We start from the raw sequence: 21,683 nt of genomic DNA, 5'->3' as shown, positions 1-21,683 counted from the left end.
GAAAACTGAGTGATGTTATATTATAACATCTTAATGATTCTGCAAGACACTTTTAACATGTCAACTATGATCACCCTAAAAAACATTACGGTTGAATTTGGTAACCGCAAGAAGGTACTAAACAATATTTCATTCAATCTCAAACAAGGGAAAATCCTGACCCTGATCGGCCCAAACGGCGCTGGGAAATCCACTTTAGTTCGTGTCGTGCTTGGTTTAGTCCAACCCACTTCGGGTACTATCGAGCAAAGCCCTGCATTGAGAATTGGTTATGTTCCGCAGAAACTTAACCTTGACCCGACTCTGCCCCTGACGGTTAAGCGTTTTATGATGCTAAAGCTCAATGTGAAACCCGCAGATATCATGCCGATATTAAATCGGGTCAACGCTGCTCACTTACTGGAGCAACCGATGCAAAAGCTGTCTGGTGGAGAAACTCAGCGAGTGCTGCTCGCCAGAGCCTTACTTAATCACCCTCAGCTTTTAGTCCTTGATGAACCCACACAAGGTGTTGATGTCAATGGTCAATTGGCGCTTTACGATTTAATCAACCAAATCAGAACAGAACTTAATTGTGCTGTACTTATGGTATCCCATGACCTGCACTTAGTGATGGCAAAAACAGACGAAGTTTTATGCCTTAATCAACACATTTGCTGCTCTGGCACACCTGAAGTCGTGTCAATGCATCCAGAATTTATTGCCATGTTTGGGCGTCATGGTGCAGAGCAACTGGCCGTTTACCGCCACCATCACAATCATCATCATGATCTTAAAGGGAAAATTGTTTTGAAAAATGTTAGGGGATCACATCGATGATTGAATTATTGTTTCCCGGCTGGCTGGCCGGTATTTTTTTGGCCATTGCCGCAGGGCCACTTGGTTCTTTCGTTGTTTGGCGCAAAATGTCCTACTTTGGTGACACTCTGGCACACGCCTCACTGCTGGGTGTTGCATTTGGTTTTTTACTGAATATCAATCCATTTTATGCCGTGATTGCGGTGACACTCATCTTGGCCATTATTTTAGTTTGGCTGGAAAAGCGGCCACAATTAGCGGTTGATACCCTATTGGGTATTTTGGCTCACAGTGCCCTGTCACTAGGCTTAGTCGTCGTCAGTTTTATGACCAGTGTCAGGGTCGATATGATGGCCTATTTATTTGGCGATTTATTGTCTGTGACGTATGAAGATTTGTGGCTGATTGCGGTGGGTGTCACGATGGTTGCCGGATTACTGATATGGCAGTGGCGCGCGCTGTTATCAATGACAGTTAGCCAAGATTTGGCATTCGTCGATGGCATAAAAATCCAACGCCTGCGTGTTCTGCTGATGCTAGTGACAGCATTAACAATTGGGCTGGCAATGAAATTCGTCGGAGCGTTAATTATCACTTCCCTGCTGATTATCCCTGCCGCGACTTCCCGTCGTTTCTCCCATACCCCTGAGCAAATGGCCGTTTTTGCCATTATTGTCGGTATGCTTTCTGTGACGGGAGGATTGACATTATCGGCATTCTATAACACACCGGCAGGGCCTTCTGTTGTGCTTTGTTCGGCGGTATTATTTGCATTGAGTTTAACCAGCAAGGCCAGGAGCTAATATTTATCGCCCCCGCATTCAATGAGTAATAAGGGTTATAACTGAAATAAGTTATAGCCCTTTTCTATGCCAAATGACTATGATTCACTGTCCTTACTCAAACCAAAATGCCGATAAGCATGATGGGTTGCAATTCGCCCTCGTGGCGTTCGTTGAATAAATCCTTGTTGGATCAGGAAAGGCTCCAGCACATCTTCGATAGTTTCTCGCTCTTCACCAATCGCCGCGGCTAAGTTATCCAATCCAACGGGACCACCCATAAATTTATCAATAATGGCAAGCAGCAACTTACGATCAAGGAAATCAAATCCGGCAGAATCCACATTCAGCATATCAAGGGCTTGGGATGCGATATGGCTGTTAACAGAACCATCACCTTTCACCTGAGCAAAGTCCCGCACCCGACGCAATAACCGATTGGTAATACGGGGCGTGCCACGGGAACGCATGGCGATTTGTCTTGCCCCGTCATCGGAAATAGCTAATCCCATATAGCGCGCACTACGGGAAACGATGCTCTGCAAATCATCAACATTGTAAAATTCAAGGCGCTGTACGATACCGAAGCGGTCACGCAGGGGTGAAGTTAAAGAGCCTGCGCGCGTGGTCGCCCCTATCAACGTAAATGGTGGGAGGTCAATCTTGATGGATCGGGCGGCTGGCCCTTCGCCAATCATGATATCCAGTTGATAATCTTCCATTGCAGGATAGAGGATCTCCTCCACTACCGGCGATAAACGGTGGATTTCATCAATAAATAACACATCATGCGGTTCCAGATTAGTGAGCATGGCAGCAAGATCCCCTGCTTTTTCCAATACCGGCCCCGATGTGGTACGAAGATTAACCCCCATTTCATTGGCAACGATATTTGCCAGTGTAGTTTTACCTAATCCGGGAGGACCAAAAATCAACAAGTGATCCAATGCTTCACCACGCTGACGTGCCGCCTGGATAAAAATTTCCATCTGTTCACAAACATGGGGTTGACCAACATATTCAGACAGAAATTTCGGCCGAATCGCACGATCAATGGCTTCATCATCTTGCAGAACTTCTGCTGAAACCAGACGGTCAGCTTCAATCATCACTTAACTCCTGTGATTACAGAGCCGCACGAAGCGCTTCTCGAATAAGGGTTTCACAATCTGCACCCGATTTTGCAATTTTGCTCACCATCCGGCTGGCTTCCTGCGGTTTATATCCGAGAGAAACCAGTGCGGCAGCGGCTTCGGCTTCAATATCAGCAGCCGAATTCGCTTGTTTGCTGGCAACAGGTAAATTAATATCGCTACTTTGCTTAAACAGATCACCATTAAGCCCCTTAAAGCGATCTTTCATCTCTACGACGAGTCTTTCGGCCGTTTTTTTGCCGACACCCGGCAATTTGACCAGTGAAACGATGGCTTCTTGCTCTATGGCTGTAACGAATTGTTGGGCAGACATGCCCGAAAGGATGGCCAGTGCTAATTTTGGCCCCACCCCGTTGACTTTAATCAGTTCGCGGAAAAGTGCCCGCTCTTGTTTATCATTAAAACCGTATAATAACTGGGCATCTTCACGCACAATAAACTGGGTAAATAAGATCGCTTCTTGGCCAATTTCAGGCAGTTCATAAAAGCAGGTCATTGGCATATGAACTTCATAACCGACGCCATTCGTTTCCAATAAAACCAATGGTGGCTGTTTTTCCAATACAGTTCCTCTCAGACGCCCTATCACTGTTTACCCCTTGAAAAATTATGAAACTTCCTGACGCCTCACGGCGCAAGGCGTCAGGAAGTGATCTATGATGTTGAAATATCATTTAGCTTATAGCATAAAAAAAGCTGGACGTATATCCAGCCTCGACTATTTCAAACGGCCTCGCGTCAAATTTAACCGTGCATCACCGACCCGCAGTAAATTTTGGCTGAGATGACAATGCGTAATCGCAATCGCCAAGGCATCGGCGGCATCAGCCTGTGGATTTGCTGATAATTTCAACATCGAACGCACCATATGCTGAACCTGACTTTTTTCGGCCGCTCCCGTACCGACCACAGTCTGCTTAACCTGACGGGCGGCATATTCAAAGACAGGAATAGACTGGTTAGAGGCCGCGACAATCGCGACACCGCGCGCCTGACCCAGTTTCAAGGCAGAATCGGCATTTTTTGCCATGAAAACCTGCTCGATGGCAAACGCATCAGGCTGGAATTGGGTAATAATTTCGCTAATTCCGGCATAAATCTTTTGCAAACGACTGGGTAAATCATCGACTTTTGTGCGAATACAACCGCTACCGAGATAGATAAGTTGCCGTCCATGCTGGCGAATAACGCCATATCCCGTGACTCTGGAGCCAGGGTCAATACCAAGAATAATCGCCATATCGAACTGTTTGCTTAAATTTCGTTAAATCTCGCTTACATCGGTTCGTCTGTGATATGGGATAAAAACGTTAGAGAAAGTGCCCTGAATTGAGGAACACTTTCTCTACGCTGTGACCCCTAATGCCTAATTACAGCAGTGCTGCAACCTCATCAGAGATTTCACCATTATGATAAACTTCCTGCACGTCGTCAGAATCTTCCAACATGTCAATCAGACGAAGTAATTTCGGCGCAGTTTCTGCATCCAGTTCCGCTTTGGTAGATGGGATCATCGAAACTTCCGCAGAATCGGCCTTGAAGCCGGCGGCATCCAGTGCGTCTTTCACATCGCCGAAAGACTCTGGAGTAGTATAGACGTCAATTGCGCCATCATCATAAGTTTCAACATCGTCAGCACCCGCTTCCAACGCCGCTTCCATCACCGCATCTTCATCCAAACCCGGTGCGTAGGAAATAACCCCTTTTTTGGTGAACAGGTAAGAAACAGAACCATCAGTTCCCAGGTTACCGCCGGTTTTGGTGAACGCATGACGAACATCAGAAACGGTACGGTTACGGTTATCACTCAGGCACTCCACCATCACCGCCGTACCACCGGGGCCGTAGCCTTCATAAATGATGGTTTCCATGTTATCTGAATCGTCGTTACCCACCCCACGGGCAATCGCGCGGTTCAAGGTATCACGTGTCATGTTGTTGGACAGCGCTTTATCGACGGCAGCTCGCAACCGTGGGTTAGAATCGGGATCACCGCCGCCCAATCGCGCAGCCGTGACCAATTCACGGATAATTTTAGTGAAAATTTTACCGCGTTTTGCATCCTGTGCAGCTTTGCGGTGTTTCGTATTGGCCCATTTACTATGACCTGCCATGAAAATATCTCCGGTAAAACGTCTTGTAGACTAAATAACAAATTCTTCAATTGCTTGCCGATTGCTCCACGACTTTGTCAATCTGGCCGCGTCTTCCACCGCCAACCATTGATAAGCCAAATGTTCAGTCAGCAAGATCTCCCGCTCCGCAGGTAGCGCCAAAGAGAACCAATGCTCTTTGTTTCGCGTGACCCCCGGCGCGTATCGATGGCGTAAATGCGAGAAAATCTCATAATAAAGACAGCGTTGGCAATCTATCAGTTCAAGATTTTCATTGATAATATCAATGCCTACCTCTTCCTGTACTTCACGTAACGCCGCCTCACGCGGTTTTTCGTCCTGTTCAAGGCTACCTGTTACCGATTGCCAAAATTCCGGATCGTCCCGTCGCTGTAGCATCAGCACCCTTTTGCTGTCAACGGCGTAAATCATAACCAGTACAGATTCAGGGCGCTTATAAGCCATTATTCGTTCTCTTTTTTAACCACTGAAATCGCCAGTTCTGCCAATGATGTTGGGTTCGCCGGGCTTGGCGCATCCGTCATCAAACAGGCCGCTGCGGTTGTTTTCGGGAACGCGATCACATCACGAATATTGTCGGTATCGGTCAGCAACATGACGAGGCGATCCAGGCCGAAAGCCAGACCAGCATGCGGAGGCGTACCGTATTTCAGGGCATTCAGCAAGAAGCCAAATTTCTCCTGCTGTTCCTGCTCATTAATTCCCAGAATACGGAATACGGTTTGCTGCATTTCATTGCGATGGATACGGACAGAGCCACCACCCACTTCATAGCCATTGATCACCATGTCATACGCATTCGCGATAGCGGATTCTGGATCGCTTTCCAATTCAGAAGCCGACATATCACGCGGAGAGGTGAATGGATGGTGCATGGCCGTCAAACCACCCGCGCCGTTGTCTTCAAACATCGGGAAGTCCACCACCCAAAGGGGTTTCCAGCTTGCCAGATCGGTGAGATTCAGGTCACGGCCGAGTTTCAGGCGCAGCGCTCCCATCGCATCAGTGACAATATTTTTCTTGTCAGCGCCGAAGAACAGGATATCACCATCTTGGGCATGAGTACGGGACAACAAGCCTTCAACCACTTCTGCGGACAGGAACTTGGCAATCGGGCTTTGTATCCCTTCCAGACCCGCAGCACGGTTGTTCACTTTGATCCACGCCAAGCCTTTCGCACCATAGATACCGACAAATTTGCCGTATTCATCAATCTGCTTGCGGCTTAACTCTGCACCACCGGGAACGCGGAGCGTCGCAACGCGGCCTTTCGGATTGTTGGCCGGCTCGGCAAACACAGAGAATTCCACGTCTTTAACCAGATCCGCAACATCCACCAACTCCAGCGGGTTACGCAAGTCGGGTTTATCTGAACCAAAGCGGCGTATGGCTTCTTCGAATGTCATCATCGGGAAGTGACCCAAATCGACACCTTTCACCGCCAGCCACAATTCACGGATCATTTTTTCCATGATTTCGCGCACTTGTTCGGCGGTCATAAACGAAGTTTCAACGTCGATCTGGGTGAATTCCGGCTGGCGATCGGCGCGCAAATCTTCATCGCGGAAGCATTTCACAATCTGGTAATAACGGTCAAACCCAGACATCATCAACAATTGCTTAAAAAGCTGTGGAGATTGCGGCAGGGCATAAAATTCGCCTTTATGCACACGGCTTGGCACTAAATAGTCACGCGCCCCTTCTGGCGTCGCTTTAGTCAGCATTGGGGTTTCAACATCGATGAAACCCGCTTCATCCATAAAACGACGGACAAAACTGGTGATTTTCGCGCGGGTTTTCAGACGTTGTGACATTTCTGGACGACGCAGGTCAAGATAGCGGTATTTCAGACGCTGCTCTTCGCTGTTGTTCTGTTTGCTGTCCAGCGGCAATGGCTCTGAGCGGTTGAAAATCATCAAACTTTCTGCGAAAACTTCAATTTCGCCGGTCGCCATCTCTTGATTAATCTGGTGATCAGGGCGCGCACGCACAATCCCGGTAATTTGAATACAAAATTCATTACGCAGTTCAGAAGCCTGAGCAAAGACCTCTTTCTGGTCTGGGTCAAAAAATACCTGAACGATGCCCTCGCGATCTCGCATATCAATAAAGATCAAGCCACCCAAATCACGGCGACGATTTACCCACCCACAAAGAGTCACTTTCTGGCCTTCATGGGTCAGGTTCAACTGCCCACAATAATTAGTACGCATACACTATCCTTTTACTCAGCTCGTTATGCTTTCTGCTGCGGAAATTTTGGCATTGTTCTTTTAGGAAGAATTGCAAAAAAGGCTGCTATTATACTGGAAATTCTGACCGGAGATAAGGTCAGAACACCGTTCCTGGCAAGACAATTTTTTGCTATCTGGTTACATTCATAGAATTTATTATTAAATACTATGATTTATAGCGACAGTTTTATTTTTGCGGTTTATCATCACTTGGCCGTTTTTTGGTTAGGCAATGGAGTTAAAAAATGGTTAGCTCGCTTTATATCGTACTGGGCGCACTACTGTTAATTAAACTGTCTCTGGATGTCGTCAAATTGAGAACGCAATATCAGGTCGCCTATGGTGATGGCGGTTTTTATGAATTGCAGACCGCCATCCGGGTGCATGGTAACGCTGTTGAGTACATTCCAATTTCAATGCTGTTATTGGTTATGATGGAGATGAATGGAGCCCCCGTTTGGATGCTGCACATTTGTGGATTAGTCTTACTTGCAGGCAGAGTGCTTCACTACTTTGGCTTGCACCATCGAGATATGCGCTGGCGACGTATGGGTATGGCCGCAACCTATATCTCAATGGTGATAATGATTATCAATAACATCTATTATTTACCGTGGGAGCAGATTTTCTCTCTTTATACCTAATCTTTTCCCTATACCCAAACCAAGGCGGTATCGTACCGCCTCAGGGGTTTTTGCCTTTTCCCGCATTCTGCTAGAATAACCGCTTCTTATTGTTTCCAACATCAATGCTGTTATGTCAAATCAAGAATCTCATAATCAACGGGACAGCCTGTTCTCTGCCCCAATAGCCAATTTAGGTGACTGGCGTTTCGATGAACGTGTGGCCGAAGTCTTTCCTGATATGGTTAAACGTTCAATACCCGGTTATTCCAATATCATCTCTATGATAGGTATGCTGGCAGAACGTTTTGTCACGCCAAACAGTCAAATTTATGATCTCGGTTGTTCCCTTGGTGCAGCCACGCTATCCATCCGCCGTGCTATTAGTGACGAAAAAAATCGCACCGAAGACAACAATAACCCCTCCCATACAGCGGGTTGCCGTATTATTGCTGTCGATAACTCACCCGCAATGATCGAGCGCTGCCGCCGCCATATTGATTCTTTCAAGGCCAGCATCCCCGTTGACGTCATCGAACAGAACATTCTTGATACCGACATTCAAAATGCCTCAATGGTCGTTTTAAATTTCACCTTACAGTTCCTGCATCCCGATGATCGCCAGAAAATGCTGGATAAAATCTATACTGGTTTAAAGCCTGGGGGTGTTTTGGTTCTGTCTGAAAAATTCAATTTTGAAGATAATCAAATTGGCGAATTGCTGTTCAACATGCACTATGATTTCAAGCGCGCCAATGGTTACAGCGAACTGGAGATCAGCCAAAAACGCAGTATGTTGGAAAATGTCATGCGGACAGATTCGGTTGAAACCCATAAATCACGCCTCAAACAAGCTGGCTTTCAGCACGTTGAAGTCTGGTTCCAATGTTTTAACTTTGGATCATTACTAGCGATAAAAGGAGCTGAATAATGATTGATTTCAGTAACTTTTATCAATTGATCGCCAAAAACCACTTGAGTCACTGGTTAGAATGCCTGCCTGCACAGTTAAATCATTGGCAGAAAGACGCACTGCATGGTCAGTTCAATTCATGGGTAAAAATTCTGGAGAATCTGCCTGAAATTCACCCTAGCCAACTTGACCTGAAAAATGGCGTGATGGCGAACCATGAGCCAGCATTATCAAACGGCGAAAAAGCCCGTATTCAAAATATCCTGAAGCTATTGATGCCGTGGCGTAAAGGGCCTTTTTCGCTGTATGGCGTGGAGATTGATACCGAATGGCGCTCTGACTGGAAATGGGATCGTGTCCTGCCCCATATTTCTTCTTTAGCAGGCAGAACCATCCTTGATGTCGGCTGTGGCAGCGGTTACCACATGTGGCGCATGGTAGGTGAAGGCGCTGATTTAGTCGTGGGAATTGACCCAACTCAGCTTTTCCTTTGTCAATTTGAGGCGGTCAGAAAATTACTGGGCAACGATCAACGCGCCCATCTGCTGCCTTTAGGTATCGAACAACTGCCAGAACTCAAAGCCTTTGATACGGTGTTTTCAATGGGCGTGCTTTACCATCGCCGCTCTCCCCTTGACCATTTGTGGCAACTGAAAAACCAGCTCGTTTCCGGTGGCGAGTTAGTTTTGGAAAGTTTGGTCATTGAGGGTGACGAACATCAATGCCTGATGCCGGGTGAGCGTTATGCACAAATGCGCAATGTCTACTTTATTCCCTCGGCCAAGATGCTGAAAATTTGGCTGGAAAAATGTGGTTTCATTGATGTCAGAATTGTTGATCATGCGGTCACAACACGGGATGAACAGCGCCAAACAGAGTGGATGAAGACGGAATCACTGGCCGATTTTCTTGATCCAAACGATCACAATAAAACGATAGAAGGTTACCCGGCACCCCTGCGGGCTGTCCTTATTGCCCGCAAAGCATAGCTTTCATATCCCCCAGACACGCAGTTAGCTGTGTGTCTGGAAATTTGGGTATTTATATGAAATTGGAGTATTTTATTCTTTCCGTTGAACCAAACTAATCACTCCCTTCATTGATTCAACTAACTGCCCATCAACACAGTGGTAAGCATATTCATCTACTTCACTGTCGTCAGAACTCATCGTCACACCGGCTTTCCGGTATTTCATGGCAGAAGGCACCATTTTGCCTGCTGAACTGTGAACTTCTGTTATGCCAATTTCCAGAAACTTACTGATATTGCTCATTCTGACCCCAGCCCCCGGCATAATAATCGGCCCTTGGCTCGCCTGTAATAACTCTTTTAACAGGGGCAACCCCAACTCCGCATTTTGTTGCTGGCCTGAAGTTAAAATACGTTGTACACCAAGCTCTGTCAGTTGATCCAACGCAACGTGAGGGTTGAAGCACATATCAAAAGCGCGATGAAAAGTGACTTCCATATTTCCTGACAATGACATCAATTGTCTCATGCGAAGCCTGTCGATATGACCTTCTTCGTTCAAAACGCCGAAAACGACCCCAGAAAATCCCATATCACGAATACGCGCAACATCATTTTTCATCACGTCGAAATCTGTGTTGCTGTAACAGAAGTCTCCCCCTCTTGGACGGACAATGGGATGCACAGGAATGGATAAACACTGTAAGGCGTGCTGCAACGCCCCGAAGCTGGGTGTCACCCCACCTTCCGACGGGCTTGCACACAATTCGATGCGATCAGCGCCCGCTTTTTGTGCAACCAAAGCACAGCTTATGCTATAACAGCAAATTTCCAGCTTTATCATTCAAAGCCCCTTGGATATAAACTTTCAACAATCTTTTATACTCGTCGTATTTCAAGATGCCTTTATTAGTGAACTCATTAACTATGGCAACTAATTTTCTTTAGTAGTTTGTTGGAAATCACAAGGTTAGAGTTTTTTGCTAAATCTGCCTAAGGAAAAAGTCATTTTTGCTGGCTATGCCACATTTTTTATGATCTCTTTAACCAAAACGACGAATAATCGCCTGAAAGACAAGCTGAAAACAAAAAGTTATACCACCCGCGGCGGCTGATGGTAGCATGCAGGAAGCTGAATATGATATAAAACCCGTTATTTTCTCATAACTCACACGCTTGAAAGTCATTGCATAGTCCAAATGCAGGGGCTTTTGTGCGTAATTTAAGGTAATACGGTGAATATTCAGGCAATTCTTTCAGAAAAAATCAGCCATGCGCTGATTGCTGCGGGTGCCCCGGCTGACAGCGAAGCACACGTTCGTCAATCTGCAAAAGCTCAGTTTGGTGATTACCAAGCAAATGGGGTCATGGCGGCAGCTAAAAAAGTGGGAATACCCCCCCGACAATTAGCAGAAAAAGTCGTCAGTTTGTTGGATCTGCAAGGCATTGCCAGCAAAATTGAGATCGCAGGCCCTGGTTTTATCAATATTTTTCTGGATCAAGCGTGGATTGCGACCAATCTCGAAACAGCGCTGAAAGATGAAAAACTGGGCATCACGCCGGTAGCACCGCAAACCATCGTCATCGATTATTCTGCACCCAATGTTGCCAAGCAAATGCACATTGGCCACATTCGCTCCACCATTATTGGCGACGCTGCCGCACGTACCCTTGAATTTCTGGGACATAAAGTCATCCGGGCCAACCATGTTGGTGACTGGGGCACCCAGTTCGGGATGCTGATTGCCTATCTGGAAAAAGTCCAGAATGAAGATGCCAGTGACATGGCACTGGCGGATTTGGAAGCTTTCTATCGTGAAGCGAAGAAAACCTATGACGAAGATGAAGCGTTTGCGGTTCGTGCCCGTAACTACGTCGTCAAACTGCAAGGGGGTGATGAATATTGCCGTGCCATGTGGCGCAAACTGGTTGACATCACCATGTCACAGAATCAGGAAACTTATGATCGCCTGAATGTGACGCTGACAAAAGAAGATGTCATGGGTGAAAGCCTGTATAACGATATGCTGCCCGGCATTGTTGCCGATCTGAAACAACGCGGGCTGGCGGTTGAAAGTGATGGCGCTACTGTGGTTTACCTTGATGAGTATAAGAACAAAGAAGGTGAACCGATGGGGGTTATCATCCAGAAAAAAGACGGGGGCTATCTTTATACCACCACGGATATCGCGTGTGCCAAATACCGTCATGAAGTCCTGCATGCTGACCGCGTGCTTTACTACATCGACTCACGCCAACACCAACACCTGATGCAGGCTTGGACAATCGTCCGCAAGGCGGGTTACATTCCTGAATCCCTGTCACTCGAACACCACATGTTCGGTATGATGCTGAGCAAAGACGGCAAGCCATTCAAAACCCGTGCGGGAGGGACCGTCAGGTTGTCTGATTTGCTGGACGAAGCCATCGAACGCGCAGGTGCCCTGATCCGCGAGAAAAACCCAGATATGCCGGAAGAGGAGCTGAAAAAGGTCGTCAATGCCGTTGGTATTGGCGCGGTGAAATATGCGGATCTGTCCAAAAGCCGGACGACCGATTATGTCTTTGACTGGGATAACATGCTCGCTTTTGAAGGCAATACCGCACCGTATATGCAGTATGCCTATACCCGTGTGAATTCGATCTTCAAACGAGCAGAAATCGATGAAAGCAGCCTGACCCACCCTGTTTTGCTGAATGAAGAACGTGAACAGGCATTGGCGACCCGCCTGTTGCAATTTGAAGAAACGATCACCACCGTTGCCCGTGAAGGTACACCGCATGTGATGTGTGCTTACCTCTATGATCTGGCCGGCCTGTTCTCTGGTTTCTACGAACATTGCCCAATCCTGAGTGCGGATAGCGAAGAACTCCGTCAAAGCCGCCTGAAACTGGCACTGTTGACCGCCAAAACCCTGAAACAAGGTCTGGATACATTGGGTATCCAGACGGTAGAACGGATGTAATCACACCCTTTACAAACTGGCATGAACAAATCATGCCAGTTTTTTCTCTTTTCTGTCTTGTTGCCCTGTCGTGGGCTTGCGTGCATCTGTTTTCATTTGTGCTGTATATCAGGTGCACAATTCATCAGGTGCAAGTTTATATACTTTAATGGCAAAAGCAGACATTCCTGTAATATATTGAGCAGACACACCAAATACAGGCCAGGGAAAAGGAAGTTTAATCAAAGCAACTACACCAAGTGATAACCACAATCCAGATAAACAGCCCAATACAATATCAGTCCAATTTTGTTTGGAAAATAATCCCAAAATTAAAGAAAACATAAATATGATTAAACCAAAAATCACGTTAAGTGAGAGAATCATTTCATCATCAACATATGGAGAAGAAATTTCAACCATAATAAAACAAATTAATATAACACTCCTAATACAATTAAATACCAAAAGTATTGCTGAAAAAGGATCTTTAAAGGAATAAAAAGCACTACAAATTACATTAATAGTGGATATTAAAGCACTAAAGTATTTTATATAAGTCTTAATTGTTGTAAGTCTATCGCTGGGATATGCTTCTTCAAACATAAAAGCTGCTACACGAAGGCCTTCAATCATTCCTGATAATGCAGTACAAACTGCACTAATAATTTTTAATGCTATTATGTAAGGTTCGTCAGCCTTGGTATTTTTTTTACTTTGCACCTCCCCAATATGTTTTATTAGACCAGTGGAATTATTATCCTTTGAATTTATGATGTCGAGCAACCTGGTTAAATTGATTTCTTTTTTGAACTGCAACACACTGTCTTTATCAGGAAATAGTTTTTTATTTAATATAATTTTTGACAGTATAGTTACTGGCATAGCAATAATTAATGATATTAAATCATTTATGCTTGGATTTTTTTCATTTTTCGTAATAAATTTGAAAAACATTGACACAAAAGGAATATCTAAAGGTATCTCTATAAGGTCAGAATATTTTCCAATAATAATTTCAACGACTTTCATAGTTGAATCAAATAGTTCAGTTATACCTTTCATTGCTGCATTTATTAGCAGCTTGAAAATTTCCAACACATCTTTCATTGTCATTGATAAAATAGCGTCAATATCTCCATACTTGGCCAATTTTTCACCCAAAGACCTAACGGCATCAGAATTTGAAAAACCATTACTATATTTTGTAGCCTGATTCTTCCAATTTTCTATTGATTCATCGCCATAATTAACCGCAAACTGAAGTTGATTGACATTTAATGATGATTCAAAATCATTGTTAACACTATAGTTAAGAACATGATCTAACAAAAAATTATTAGAAAAAACACTATTCATATTTTCAGACAACTTACTGTTTTTATTCTTAAATGACTCGATTTGATAATAATAATAACCAACATTTTTATCCTTATACTGATCTATAATTTTATCGAAAGAATTATTAATTCCATCTTTAATATCTTTCAAACCTTTGTCAACAGCATGCCTCGCCTTTTCAGTCGCTCCTATAAAAAATCCTTTTTGCAGAGATAAAACATGAGAAACAGCTTCCTTAGTTCTCAGAATATCATCCCAATCAAAAACAAACCCAATCCATTCAACGATTTTTTCAGTTGTCAGCTTGATATAATCAAATATTGACGATGCTATATTTAAAGCATCCTGAACAGATTTCACCACTGCATTAAAAATTTTTTCCACTCCATTTTCAAAAAATTTAAATATAACTTCAACCCCATCACTGAGAGCGCGCGTGGTAATATCAATAATTTTAAAAACTTCATTTTTTACATTTAAAATAAAATCTCCTATACTGCTAAACCACTCTGACAGGCTAAATAAATTAGCTACTTTTTCTTGAAGCTCTTCTTCACTTAGTTCGCGATAAATTGGTGTATTCTTACTTAAATCAAGCATCCATGGTTGATACTGCTTAGATACCTGCAATGTCTCTAGCTGACGTAATGTTTCAGTTGTATATTTTCCAACATGAGGTTCTTTTTTCAATGTACTTCGTAACTTCGGTGCGGCATCAGCAATTTCCATACATCGTCTTACGCTTTGCACTATATGATCAGCAGCATCTGAAGAAATATTATCTAATAATGGGTTCCCCTCACTATCCTTGGCATTTTTTAACTCCTGACCAGTTAATTTAGATAGACGATTTTTTATATCAGCGTATTGACGAATTGCAACAGGAGAAAAATCACGGTGAGGTAATGTAAACGATAGTGCTGCTACACCTAAATTTTCAGCGGGTTGTACAATCGTAAAACTCCCTCGCATATTCGTTTCGATTGATATTTTTTCATCTTCATCAATGAAATAGATATCACCATTAACCACCAGCTGAGTTTGAGTAGATGATGATATTTCTACAGGTTCATTAACCAGTGGGAATCCTGCTTTATCTTTCACGTATAACTCGGTACTATAAGAAGTAAACTCTTTTATGACTTCAGGTTTCCCAGGTGTAATGTTACTATTAATCCATTGATTATTTTCAAGTGACCACATTGAACGAATAAAAAAGTTATGATCAACTACATTATCAACAAAAAAAACATTAATATTTCCTGATGTAGTAGAAAGAGGGATATATGACATCACACTTTGGTTAATTAGAACAGGATCACCCCAACCACTAGGTGATTTATTGTTTTCCATCATATGATATAGTGCCCCTTTACCATACATTTCTGTATCGTTTCCATACTTAATAAATAAATGTGTGTTTTTTTGTTCATCAAGTGATGCTGAAAAATTTATTATTTGATTTTTCTTTGTATCTAAATTTATTGATTGATCAGAAAAAATTTTACTTATCGATACCTTATCATCCTCGACATTCAATGAAATTATATACTGATGAGAATTTACTGTAGATACTTTACAATAGGTTCTCCTCTTTTTCCCATCATCTATGGATATTAATCCATCTATATTAGTAATGTCACTATCAAATTTACCATCTTGACCGTCATAATCTTTTCTTGTAATATCACCCTTCTTCCATAAGTATTTAACATATGAGAAGGATTTTTCTTGATGTTTCTTATCATACTTGATAAATTCTATAGCAGCTGTCCTGATAGTATTTCCAGTTGATATCACATTAGAACACTCCGAATACCTCTCATCATATAACCATTTATTATCAATAATATTAGGTTCTACTTTTGGTTCATTATCTTCAATTTTATCTACTGATAACACTATTTTGTTATAATCATCATTTTTGTCATAACCATCATTTTTTATTAAATTAATAATTATACCTTCACCTCCATCATCCAATTCAAGATGATTTACCTGTATATCATAAATCATCTCTTCTTTAATATAAGGAGGGAAATTTATAGTCTTAACTGAACTCCAACGTTCTTTTTCTGTATTTACATTTTCATAAATATAATCTATTCTATTGTTATGCATGGAAAATAAAGCTATTCTTCCTTTGTCAAATTTAGTTGCATATGTATCTTTTATACGAGGCGAAATAACTTCGGTTGAAAGAGGAAGTTGCTCACTGCTGTATCCAGAATGACTATTGACATCTGGATACATGTTAATGATATTATCAATCTTACCTCCACCTAGAAAAAAAATTTCAATCCCTCCTTTTTTGTTTTCTATGATTTCAAAACCACCACCTGCATAATATTCTGCATCATTATCCAAACCATAATTTTTCATAAACTTAGTTACAGAAGAATAATTGCAGTTTGATTTGTTTTGCGTAGTCATAATATTACCTCTACTATAATGGTTATTTTTCTTTAACATTTTCTAATGTGGGATTTTTTCATTATTTTATTAATGATACATGCCAGCACCATGTTGTAATATGGTACTTATAAATAATTTTTCATAATAGCGATACACTCAGATTATAAGGTTCCCTTACTGCTCATACCACAAGGAGTAAGGAAGTGATCGACAATTTTGGAATGTTATTTATATCAGTATTAGACATTGATTATAAATCTGTCAAATATTTATTTGCATTACACGTTTTATATCTATTTTTTTTATTTTTTATTTATTAAACAATGAGTTAAAATTCAATCACGGAATATCCTGTATATTCTGTATTCTCATCACAACCCACAACTCATTCAATAGTATTTTACATTTATCATTTTGAAATAATTGATTTTTATTTATATCAATCCGCACTTTCGTTTTGCGATCTACAACTTAAAGTTTATAGTGTGTACTCCAAATAAATAGTCTTTATTGACGACCAAGAAAACATCATTCAATATTAGCAGGTTATTTTTTATTTTATCTTACCATAAATAACATAAGGAATTATCATGGAATCCACCAAAATAGAATCCATAAAGCTTATCAAGCACTTAGTAAATAATAAAACATTATCAACCTATAGCGCTAATTTTAATGGAATTAAACGTTATTCTCTACAAATAAAATGACCTAAAAATCAAGGAAGCATTAATTATGAAGATGAAAAACGGAATAAATATATTAATAATGATTATATGCTAAATTTAGGAATTTATTCGTGACCTAGATCCATTTTGGGGTAATAACCAGCATTATCAATGCTATATACTTGCTAAGCATAATATTGATATAGATATTGAAATGTATAGAACACATATTCTGCCTCGCTTGAATCTCTATGATTTAACGCTAGGTGAAAAAGGTGATAGCCAAAAAACAAAGCTGGTAACACCGCCCAATCATTATTGGGCGGCTGTTCAATAAAAAGATATTACCGCAATCCCCGCTGGGCGAAATCCTTCAAGCGGAAACCCATTAACGCCAATGCCGCAAAATAACTACCGGCACCCACAATGACAACCCCCATTAATCGTAACAGGCGCAATGCCATATTGCCCTGCTCCCATGCCGGCATCAGCCATAACATGGCCAATAACGCCGCCACCATCACTGCTATTGCGACTCCCAATTTCAGCAGGAAAACACCCCAACCCGCCAATGGCTTAAAAATGTCCCGCTTACGTAATTGCCAATACAGCATGCCGGCATTAAAGCAGGCCGCCAACCCAATCGAAAGCGCCAGCCCGGCGTGTTTCAAGGAGCCGATAAACACCAGATTCATTAACTGCGTCAAAATCAGGGTTGCAATCGCAATCTTTACCGGGGTTTTAATATCCTGACGAGAATAAAAACCCGGGGCAAGGACTTTAACCACAATCAATCCCATTAGACCAAAGCAATAGGCAATTAATGCCCGTTGGGTCATTGCTGCATCAAAGGCAGAAAAATTGCCGTATTGAAAAAGTGACACGGTCAACGGTTCTGCCAACATTCCCAGCGCCACCGCGCAAGGCAGTGCCAACAAAAAGCACAGGCGCAATCCCCAATCCATTAACCTTCTATACTCTTCGTGATCCCCACTGGAAAAACTTTTTGCCAGTGAAGGCAGCAGGATTGTGCCTAACGCCACGCCCAGCACGCCCGAAGGCAATTCCATTAAACGATCCGCGTAATACATCCACGAAACCGAGCCTGAAACGAGAAACGAGGCAAAAATAGTGTTAATAATCAAAGAAATCTGGCTGACTGAAACCCCCAAAATAGCCGGCCCCATCTGGCGAATAACCCGCCATACACCGCTGTCACGGAAGGAAACGCGCGGCAATACCAGCATCCCGATCTTTTTCAGGTGAGGAAGCTGATAAGCCAATTGCAAAATCCCCCCCGCAATCACGGCCCAACCCAATGCCATCACCGGTGGGTGACAGTAAGGCGCCACAAACAGCGAGAAAAAAATCATGCTGATATTCAGCAAAGTGGGTGCAAAGGCGGGCACAGAAAAACGATTCCACGTATTGAGAATAGCGCCCGCCAAGGAAGCCAGCGAGATCAAAAAAATGTAGGGGAAGGTAATTCTGAGGAGATCACGGGTTAAGACAAACTTATCCGGTGTATCAGTAAAACCGGGCGCCGTCACATAGATGACCCAAGGCGCAGCAATCACCCCTATCACGGTGACCAGCGCCAAAATCAGCGTCAACATGCCTGACACATAAGCAATAAAAGTGCGTGTCGCTTCATCCCCTTGCTGATTTTTATACTCAGCAAGAATAGGAACAAACGCTTGCGAAAAAGCGCCTTCAGCAAAAATGCGGCGCAACAGGTTAGGTAATTTGAAGGCAACGAAAAAGGCATCTGTCGTCACGCCAGCCCCAAATATACGGGCAATGATGGCATCACGGATAAAGCCCAGAACGCGGGAGAACATCGTCATTGAGCTGACCGCTGCCAGTGATTTCAGTAAATTCATGGTATTTTCTAAGATTGGTTTCTATGCAATGAATATAAAAGATGTAAAGCGATTAGCGCAAAGAAATCAAGATAATATTATTGAATATTAATCATTTCCCTTCATTTCAATGCGGTATTGTGTTGTTTTTTTGCTCGCCGGATGTCACTCAAAAGCATCGTTCATATCCTGTCAGGGACATCCTGCCCTCAAAAATAACAAAGGGCGATTTTCTGATAAAAGCGATATTAATTAACCAGAAAAAACATTATTTCCGACAAAAAATAGAATAATTAACCCGACCACTCTTATAATGCGCATGATAATTAACTAGTTACGCATTCCAATCTAAAATAAGATTTAATCAACAGAGTTAAACCATTTACAGTGTTAAATAAATTTGCAATCTTTAAAAAATCTTACTTAATAAACACATACATATCCATAGTAATAAAACCGGACAAAACGATAAAAATAAACTTATATATTTCATCAACAGAATAGCAGCAACAGATTGCAAATAGTCAACATTCTGCTTAACTCATACCAGAGAAGCCATCACCCTATATTACCCCCTCTTTTTGTATGTTCCCTGCCCTGCAAGGAATATGCGGTAGCTTTAAACAAAAGCAAGGATATCCCATGAAAAGAAAGTTTATCGCACATAGCTCATTATCTGATAAGTCTTTATATTTCAAATCCCTTAAAGGGGTGGAAAGGTTATCTGAAGCCTACAAGTTTGAGGTTGAATTATTGAGTAAGAAGAGATTGTCGGACCCAATATCACTGCATAATACGATACTCACTGTAGAAATAAAAAACAAATCCACACCGACAAGATACTTAAGTGGATATATCGAAAAAATATCTTACGCACCTTTTTATAAATATGATGACAGGCTTTATTTATATACCGCCACCGTCCGGCCTAAATTGTGGGAGTTGAAACAAAAACTGGGTTATAGCATTTGGCAAGATAAAACGGTACCCGATATTATTGCTGAGGTATTCAGTCAGACTGGCATTCAATTTGAAAACCAACTTATTGAAAGATATCGCACTTGGGAATACTGCGTCAAACATAATGAAACTGATTTCGATTTTATCCATCGTCTGATGGAACATGAAGGCATTTACTATTATTTCAAACATGATATGGGAAACCATACCCTAATTTTGGTTGATGCGCCCCAATCCCATCAACCCCTGCCCGGCTATGACACCATTAAGTATCACAGTGTGGGTAATTCATTGAAAAAACACCTTACAGAATATATTTATAATTGGAATGTCTCCAGCATCACCATACCGAATACTTACAGTCTTGACGACTACGACTTCCGTAAACCACGGGCCAAACTCTATACCGCCATTCAAACTCCAAGCAGCTCGATTGATGACACCGAAATATTCATTTGGCCGGGGCACTATGTAGAAAGTGATCAAGGGCAATTTTATGCCAAAGTGCGCCAAAAAGCGGCTGAAGCAAAAAGTGAATTGATTGATGGTGAAGGCAATGTGTTGGGAATGGCGGCAGGACATACTTTCACGCTATCACTGCCCCATGATATCAAGGGCGATACACATAATGATTACCTGATTATCGGCGCACGCTACCATTTTTATGAAAAGCCTTACGTTACGACGCCCACGATAACTTCCGCTGACAATCCTGCTGAGATTGTCGTTGGCGAATTAGTTAATAATATCACCGACGAACTTGATTCAAATTCGCCTGCACCGAAAAACATCATTCAATTTGAGGCCATTCCGGCTGACACTCATTGGAAACCGTTGGCAGTGACACCGTGGCCAAAAGTGACCGGCCTGGAAACCGCCGTTGTCACCGGCCCCAAAAATAAGCAAATATGGACAGACAAATACGGTCGTATCAAAGTGAAATTCCGTTGGGATAAAGATGACAAAAAAGATGATACCCGCTCTTGCTGGGTACGGGTTTCGACACATTGGGCTGGCTGGCGTTACGGCAGTGTCTGTGTCCCTCGCGTGGGTGAAGAAGTGGTTATCAGTTTCGTCAATGGTGATCCTGATAAACCGTTAGTCATCGGCAGCACCTATAACAATGAGAATATGCCACCGTGGGAACTGCCCAAACATGAAACCCGTGTCGGTATTATGTCGAATACCAAAGGAGGTAAGCATGATCAGGCAAACTACCTCTTTTTAGATGATGAACCCGATAAGGAATTATTTAACCTGCACGCAGAACGTGACATGAATATTTCGGTGGAAAAAGATAAAAAAGTCACTATTGACGGCAACCGTACCACTGAAATAAAAAAGCAGCAAAAAGATACCGTCACGGGAAATGCCAGTTTCACCTATAAAGCAAATCATGAAACAACCATTAGCGGCAAAGATACCTTAACGGTTGAAAGTGGTCAGCAAGAAACGATCAAAGATGGACGAAAAACCGAGATCAATGGCGGCGATACTTACAAGGTCAACGGGGATTTAAAAGCAACGATTGATGGCAACTGGGTACAGGATATTACCGGTGTGACAAAAATTTCAAGCCCTAACCTGATTACGATCAAAAGTGATACTAATGTAGTCATAGATTGTCCACAATCTCTATTTTCGTCCAAAGGTTTATCTATTTCCTTGGTGGGACTCAATATGAGCAGTACCGATGCATCATTCTCCAATACTAAATTTAGCATGAGTCATGACGATATTTCTCTCGGTTTTACTGATGTATCAATGAGCAAAACTGTGGTGGATCTTGCTAAAAATGATGTAAAACTCGGTAACGCGAATGCGTCGATTGATCAAGCAGACGTCAACCTCTCAAACAGCTCATTACATCTTATGAGTTAATC

The 21,683-nt window shown here is 42.5% G+C and carries 17 protein-coding genes; 8 read left to right on the top strand and 9 right to left on the bottom strand.

Annotated features, from left to right (window positions below; all coding sequences use genetic code 11):
- Positions 1-57: 57 nt before the first annotated feature.
- Positions 58-819, top strand: coding sequence for a zinc ABC transporter ATP-binding protein ZnuC (gene znuC / locus PSI15_RS04155; protein WP_273582425.1), 762 nt, complete (start codon positions 58-60; stop codon positions 817-819).
- Entirely contained in the window at positions 816-1,601 is a 786-nt protein-coding gene (znuB, locus tag PSI15_RS04150; protein WP_273582424.1) for a zinc ABC transporter permease subunit ZnuB, read from the top strand. Before znuC ends, znuB begins: the two co-directional genes overlap by 4 nt.
- 77 nt (positions 1,602-1,678) lie before the next feature.
- On the opposite strand, the gene ruvB is transcribed toward znuB, so the two are convergent.
- The 6 genes from ruvB to aspS form a co-directional block, all read right to left on the bottom strand.
- Positions 1,679-2,689, bottom strand: a complete 1,011-nt coding sequence (ruvB, locus tag PSI15_RS04145) for a Holliday junction branch migration DNA helicase RuvB (protein ID WP_273582423.1) — start codon at positions 2,687-2,689, stop codon at positions 1,679-1,681.
- 16 nt (positions 2,690-2,705) lie between these two features.
- On the bottom strand, positions 2,706-3,323 hold the full coding sequence (ruvA, locus tag PSI15_RS04140) for a Holliday junction branch migration protein RuvA (RefSeq protein ID WP_273582422.1): 618 nt from the start codon (positions 3,321-3,323) through the stop codon (positions 2,706-2,708).
- Positions 3,324-3,452: 129 nt separating this feature from the next.
- The gene (gene ruvC / locus PSI15_RS04135) at positions 3,453-3,974 is read right to left on the bottom strand and encodes a crossover junction endodeoxyribonuclease RuvC (RefSeq protein WP_273582421.1); all 522 of its coding nucleotides are present in this window, start codon (positions 3,972-3,974) and stop codon (positions 3,453-3,455) included.
- A gap of 130 nt (positions 3,975-4,104) precedes the next feature.
- Positions 4,105-4,848 carry a YebC/PmpR family DNA-binding transcriptional regulator gene (locus tag PSI15_RS04130; protein ID WP_045970663.1) on the bottom strand — a complete coding sequence of 248 codons (744 nt, stop codon included), beginning with the start codon at positions 4,846-4,848 and terminating at the stop codon, positions 4,105-4,107.
- A 30-nt stretch (positions 4,849-4,878) separates the two neighbouring features.
- The gene (nudB, locus tag PSI15_RS04125; RefSeq protein ID WP_045970661.1) at positions 4,879-5,313 is read right to left on the bottom strand and encodes a dihydroneopterin triphosphate diphosphatase; all 435 of its coding nucleotides are present in this window, start codon (positions 5,311-5,313) and stop codon (positions 4,879-4,881) included.
- The gene (aspS, locus tag PSI15_RS04120; RefSeq protein ID WP_273582420.1) at positions 5,313-7,082 is read right to left on the bottom strand and encodes an aspartate--tRNA ligase; all 1,770 of its coding nucleotides are present in this window, start codon (positions 7,080-7,082) and stop codon (positions 5,313-5,315) included. Before aspS ends, nudB begins: the two co-directional genes overlap by 1 nt.
- A 266-nt stretch (positions 7,083-7,348) precedes the next feature.
- Here aspS and PSI15_RS04115 point away from each other — a divergent pair, with 266 nt between their 5' ends.
- From PSI15_RS04115 to cmoB, 3 genes are all read left to right on the top strand, one after another.
- A complete protein-coding gene (locus PSI15_RS04115) occupies positions 7,349-7,747 on the top strand; it encodes an MAPEG family protein (RefSeq protein ID WP_045970657.1) in 399 nt (132 codons plus the stop codon).
- Positions 7,748-7,859: 112 nt separating this feature from the next.
- On the top strand, positions 7,860-8,657 hold the full coding sequence (cmoA, locus tag PSI15_RS04110) for a carboxy-S-adenosyl-L-methionine synthase CmoA (RefSeq protein ID WP_273582419.1): 798 nt from the start codon (positions 7,860-7,862) through the stop codon (positions 8,655-8,657).
- Positions 8,657-9,628 (top strand): tRNA 5-methoxyuridine(34)/uridine 5-oxyacetic acid(34) synthase CmoB, encoded by a 972-nt coding sequence (cmoB, locus tag PSI15_RS04105; protein WP_273582418.1) that lies wholly within the window; start codon positions 8,657-8,659, stop codon positions 9,626-9,628. The genes cmoA and cmoB overlap by 1 nt, the downstream gene beginning before the upstream one ends.
- A 72-nt stretch (positions 9,629-9,700) precedes the next feature.
- Here cmoB and cutC read toward each other — a convergent pair whose 3' ends face one another.
- Positions 9,701-10,453, bottom strand: a complete 753-nt coding sequence (cutC, locus tag PSI15_RS04100; protein ID WP_273582417.1) for a copper homeostasis protein CutC — start codon at positions 10,451-10,453, stop codon at positions 9,701-9,703.
- 136 nt (positions 10,454-10,589) lie between these two features.
- Here cutC and PSI15_RS04095 point away from each other — a divergent pair, with 136 nt between their 5' ends.
- The gene (locus PSI15_RS04095) at positions 10,590-10,724 is read left to right on the top strand and encodes a hypothetical protein (protein WP_273582416.1); all 135 of its coding nucleotides are present in this window, start codon (positions 10,590-10,592) and stop codon (positions 10,722-10,724) included.
- A 120-nt stretch (positions 10,725-10,844) separates the two neighbouring features.
- Positions 10,845-12,575, top strand: a complete 1,731-nt coding sequence (gene argS / locus PSI15_RS04090) for an arginine--tRNA ligase (protein WP_273582415.1) — start codon at positions 10,845-10,847, stop codon at positions 12,573-12,575.
- Between the two features lie 108 nt (positions 12,576-12,683).
- On the opposite strand, the gene PSI15_RS04085 is transcribed toward argS, so the two are convergent.
- Together PSI15_RS04085 and murJ are read right to left on the bottom strand one after the other, a co-directional pair.
- Complete coding sequence (locus tag PSI15_RS04085) at positions 12,684-16,328, bottom strand: hypothetical protein (RefSeq protein WP_273582414.1); 3,645 nt, start codon at positions 16,326-16,328, stop codon at positions 12,684-12,686.
- 994 nt (positions 16,329-17,322) lie between these two features.
- Entirely contained in the window at positions 17,323-18,861 is a 1,539-nt protein-coding gene (gene murJ / locus PSI15_RS04080) for a murein biosynthesis integral membrane protein MurJ (RefSeq protein WP_273582413.1), read from the bottom strand.
- 621 nt (positions 18,862-19,482) lie between these two features.
- Here murJ and PSI15_RS04075 point away from each other — a divergent pair.
- Positions 19,483-21,681: a type VI secretion system Vgr family protein gene (locus PSI15_RS04075; RefSeq protein ID WP_273582412.1), complete on the top strand. Its 2,199-nt coding sequence runs from the start codon at positions 19,483-19,485 to the stop codon at positions 21,679-21,681.
- The last annotated feature ends 2 nt before the right edge of the window (positions 21,682-21,683 follow it).

Origin of the sequence: Xenorhabdus sp. PR6a (genome assembly GCF_028599065.1) — a bacterium.
Lineage (GTDB): Bacteria > Pseudomonadota > Gammaproteobacteria > Enterobacterales > Enterobacteriaceae > Xenorhabdus > Xenorhabdus doucetiae.
Note: the sequence above shows the minus strand (reverse complement) of the source record. Positions and strands in the feature narration are given on the sequence as shown.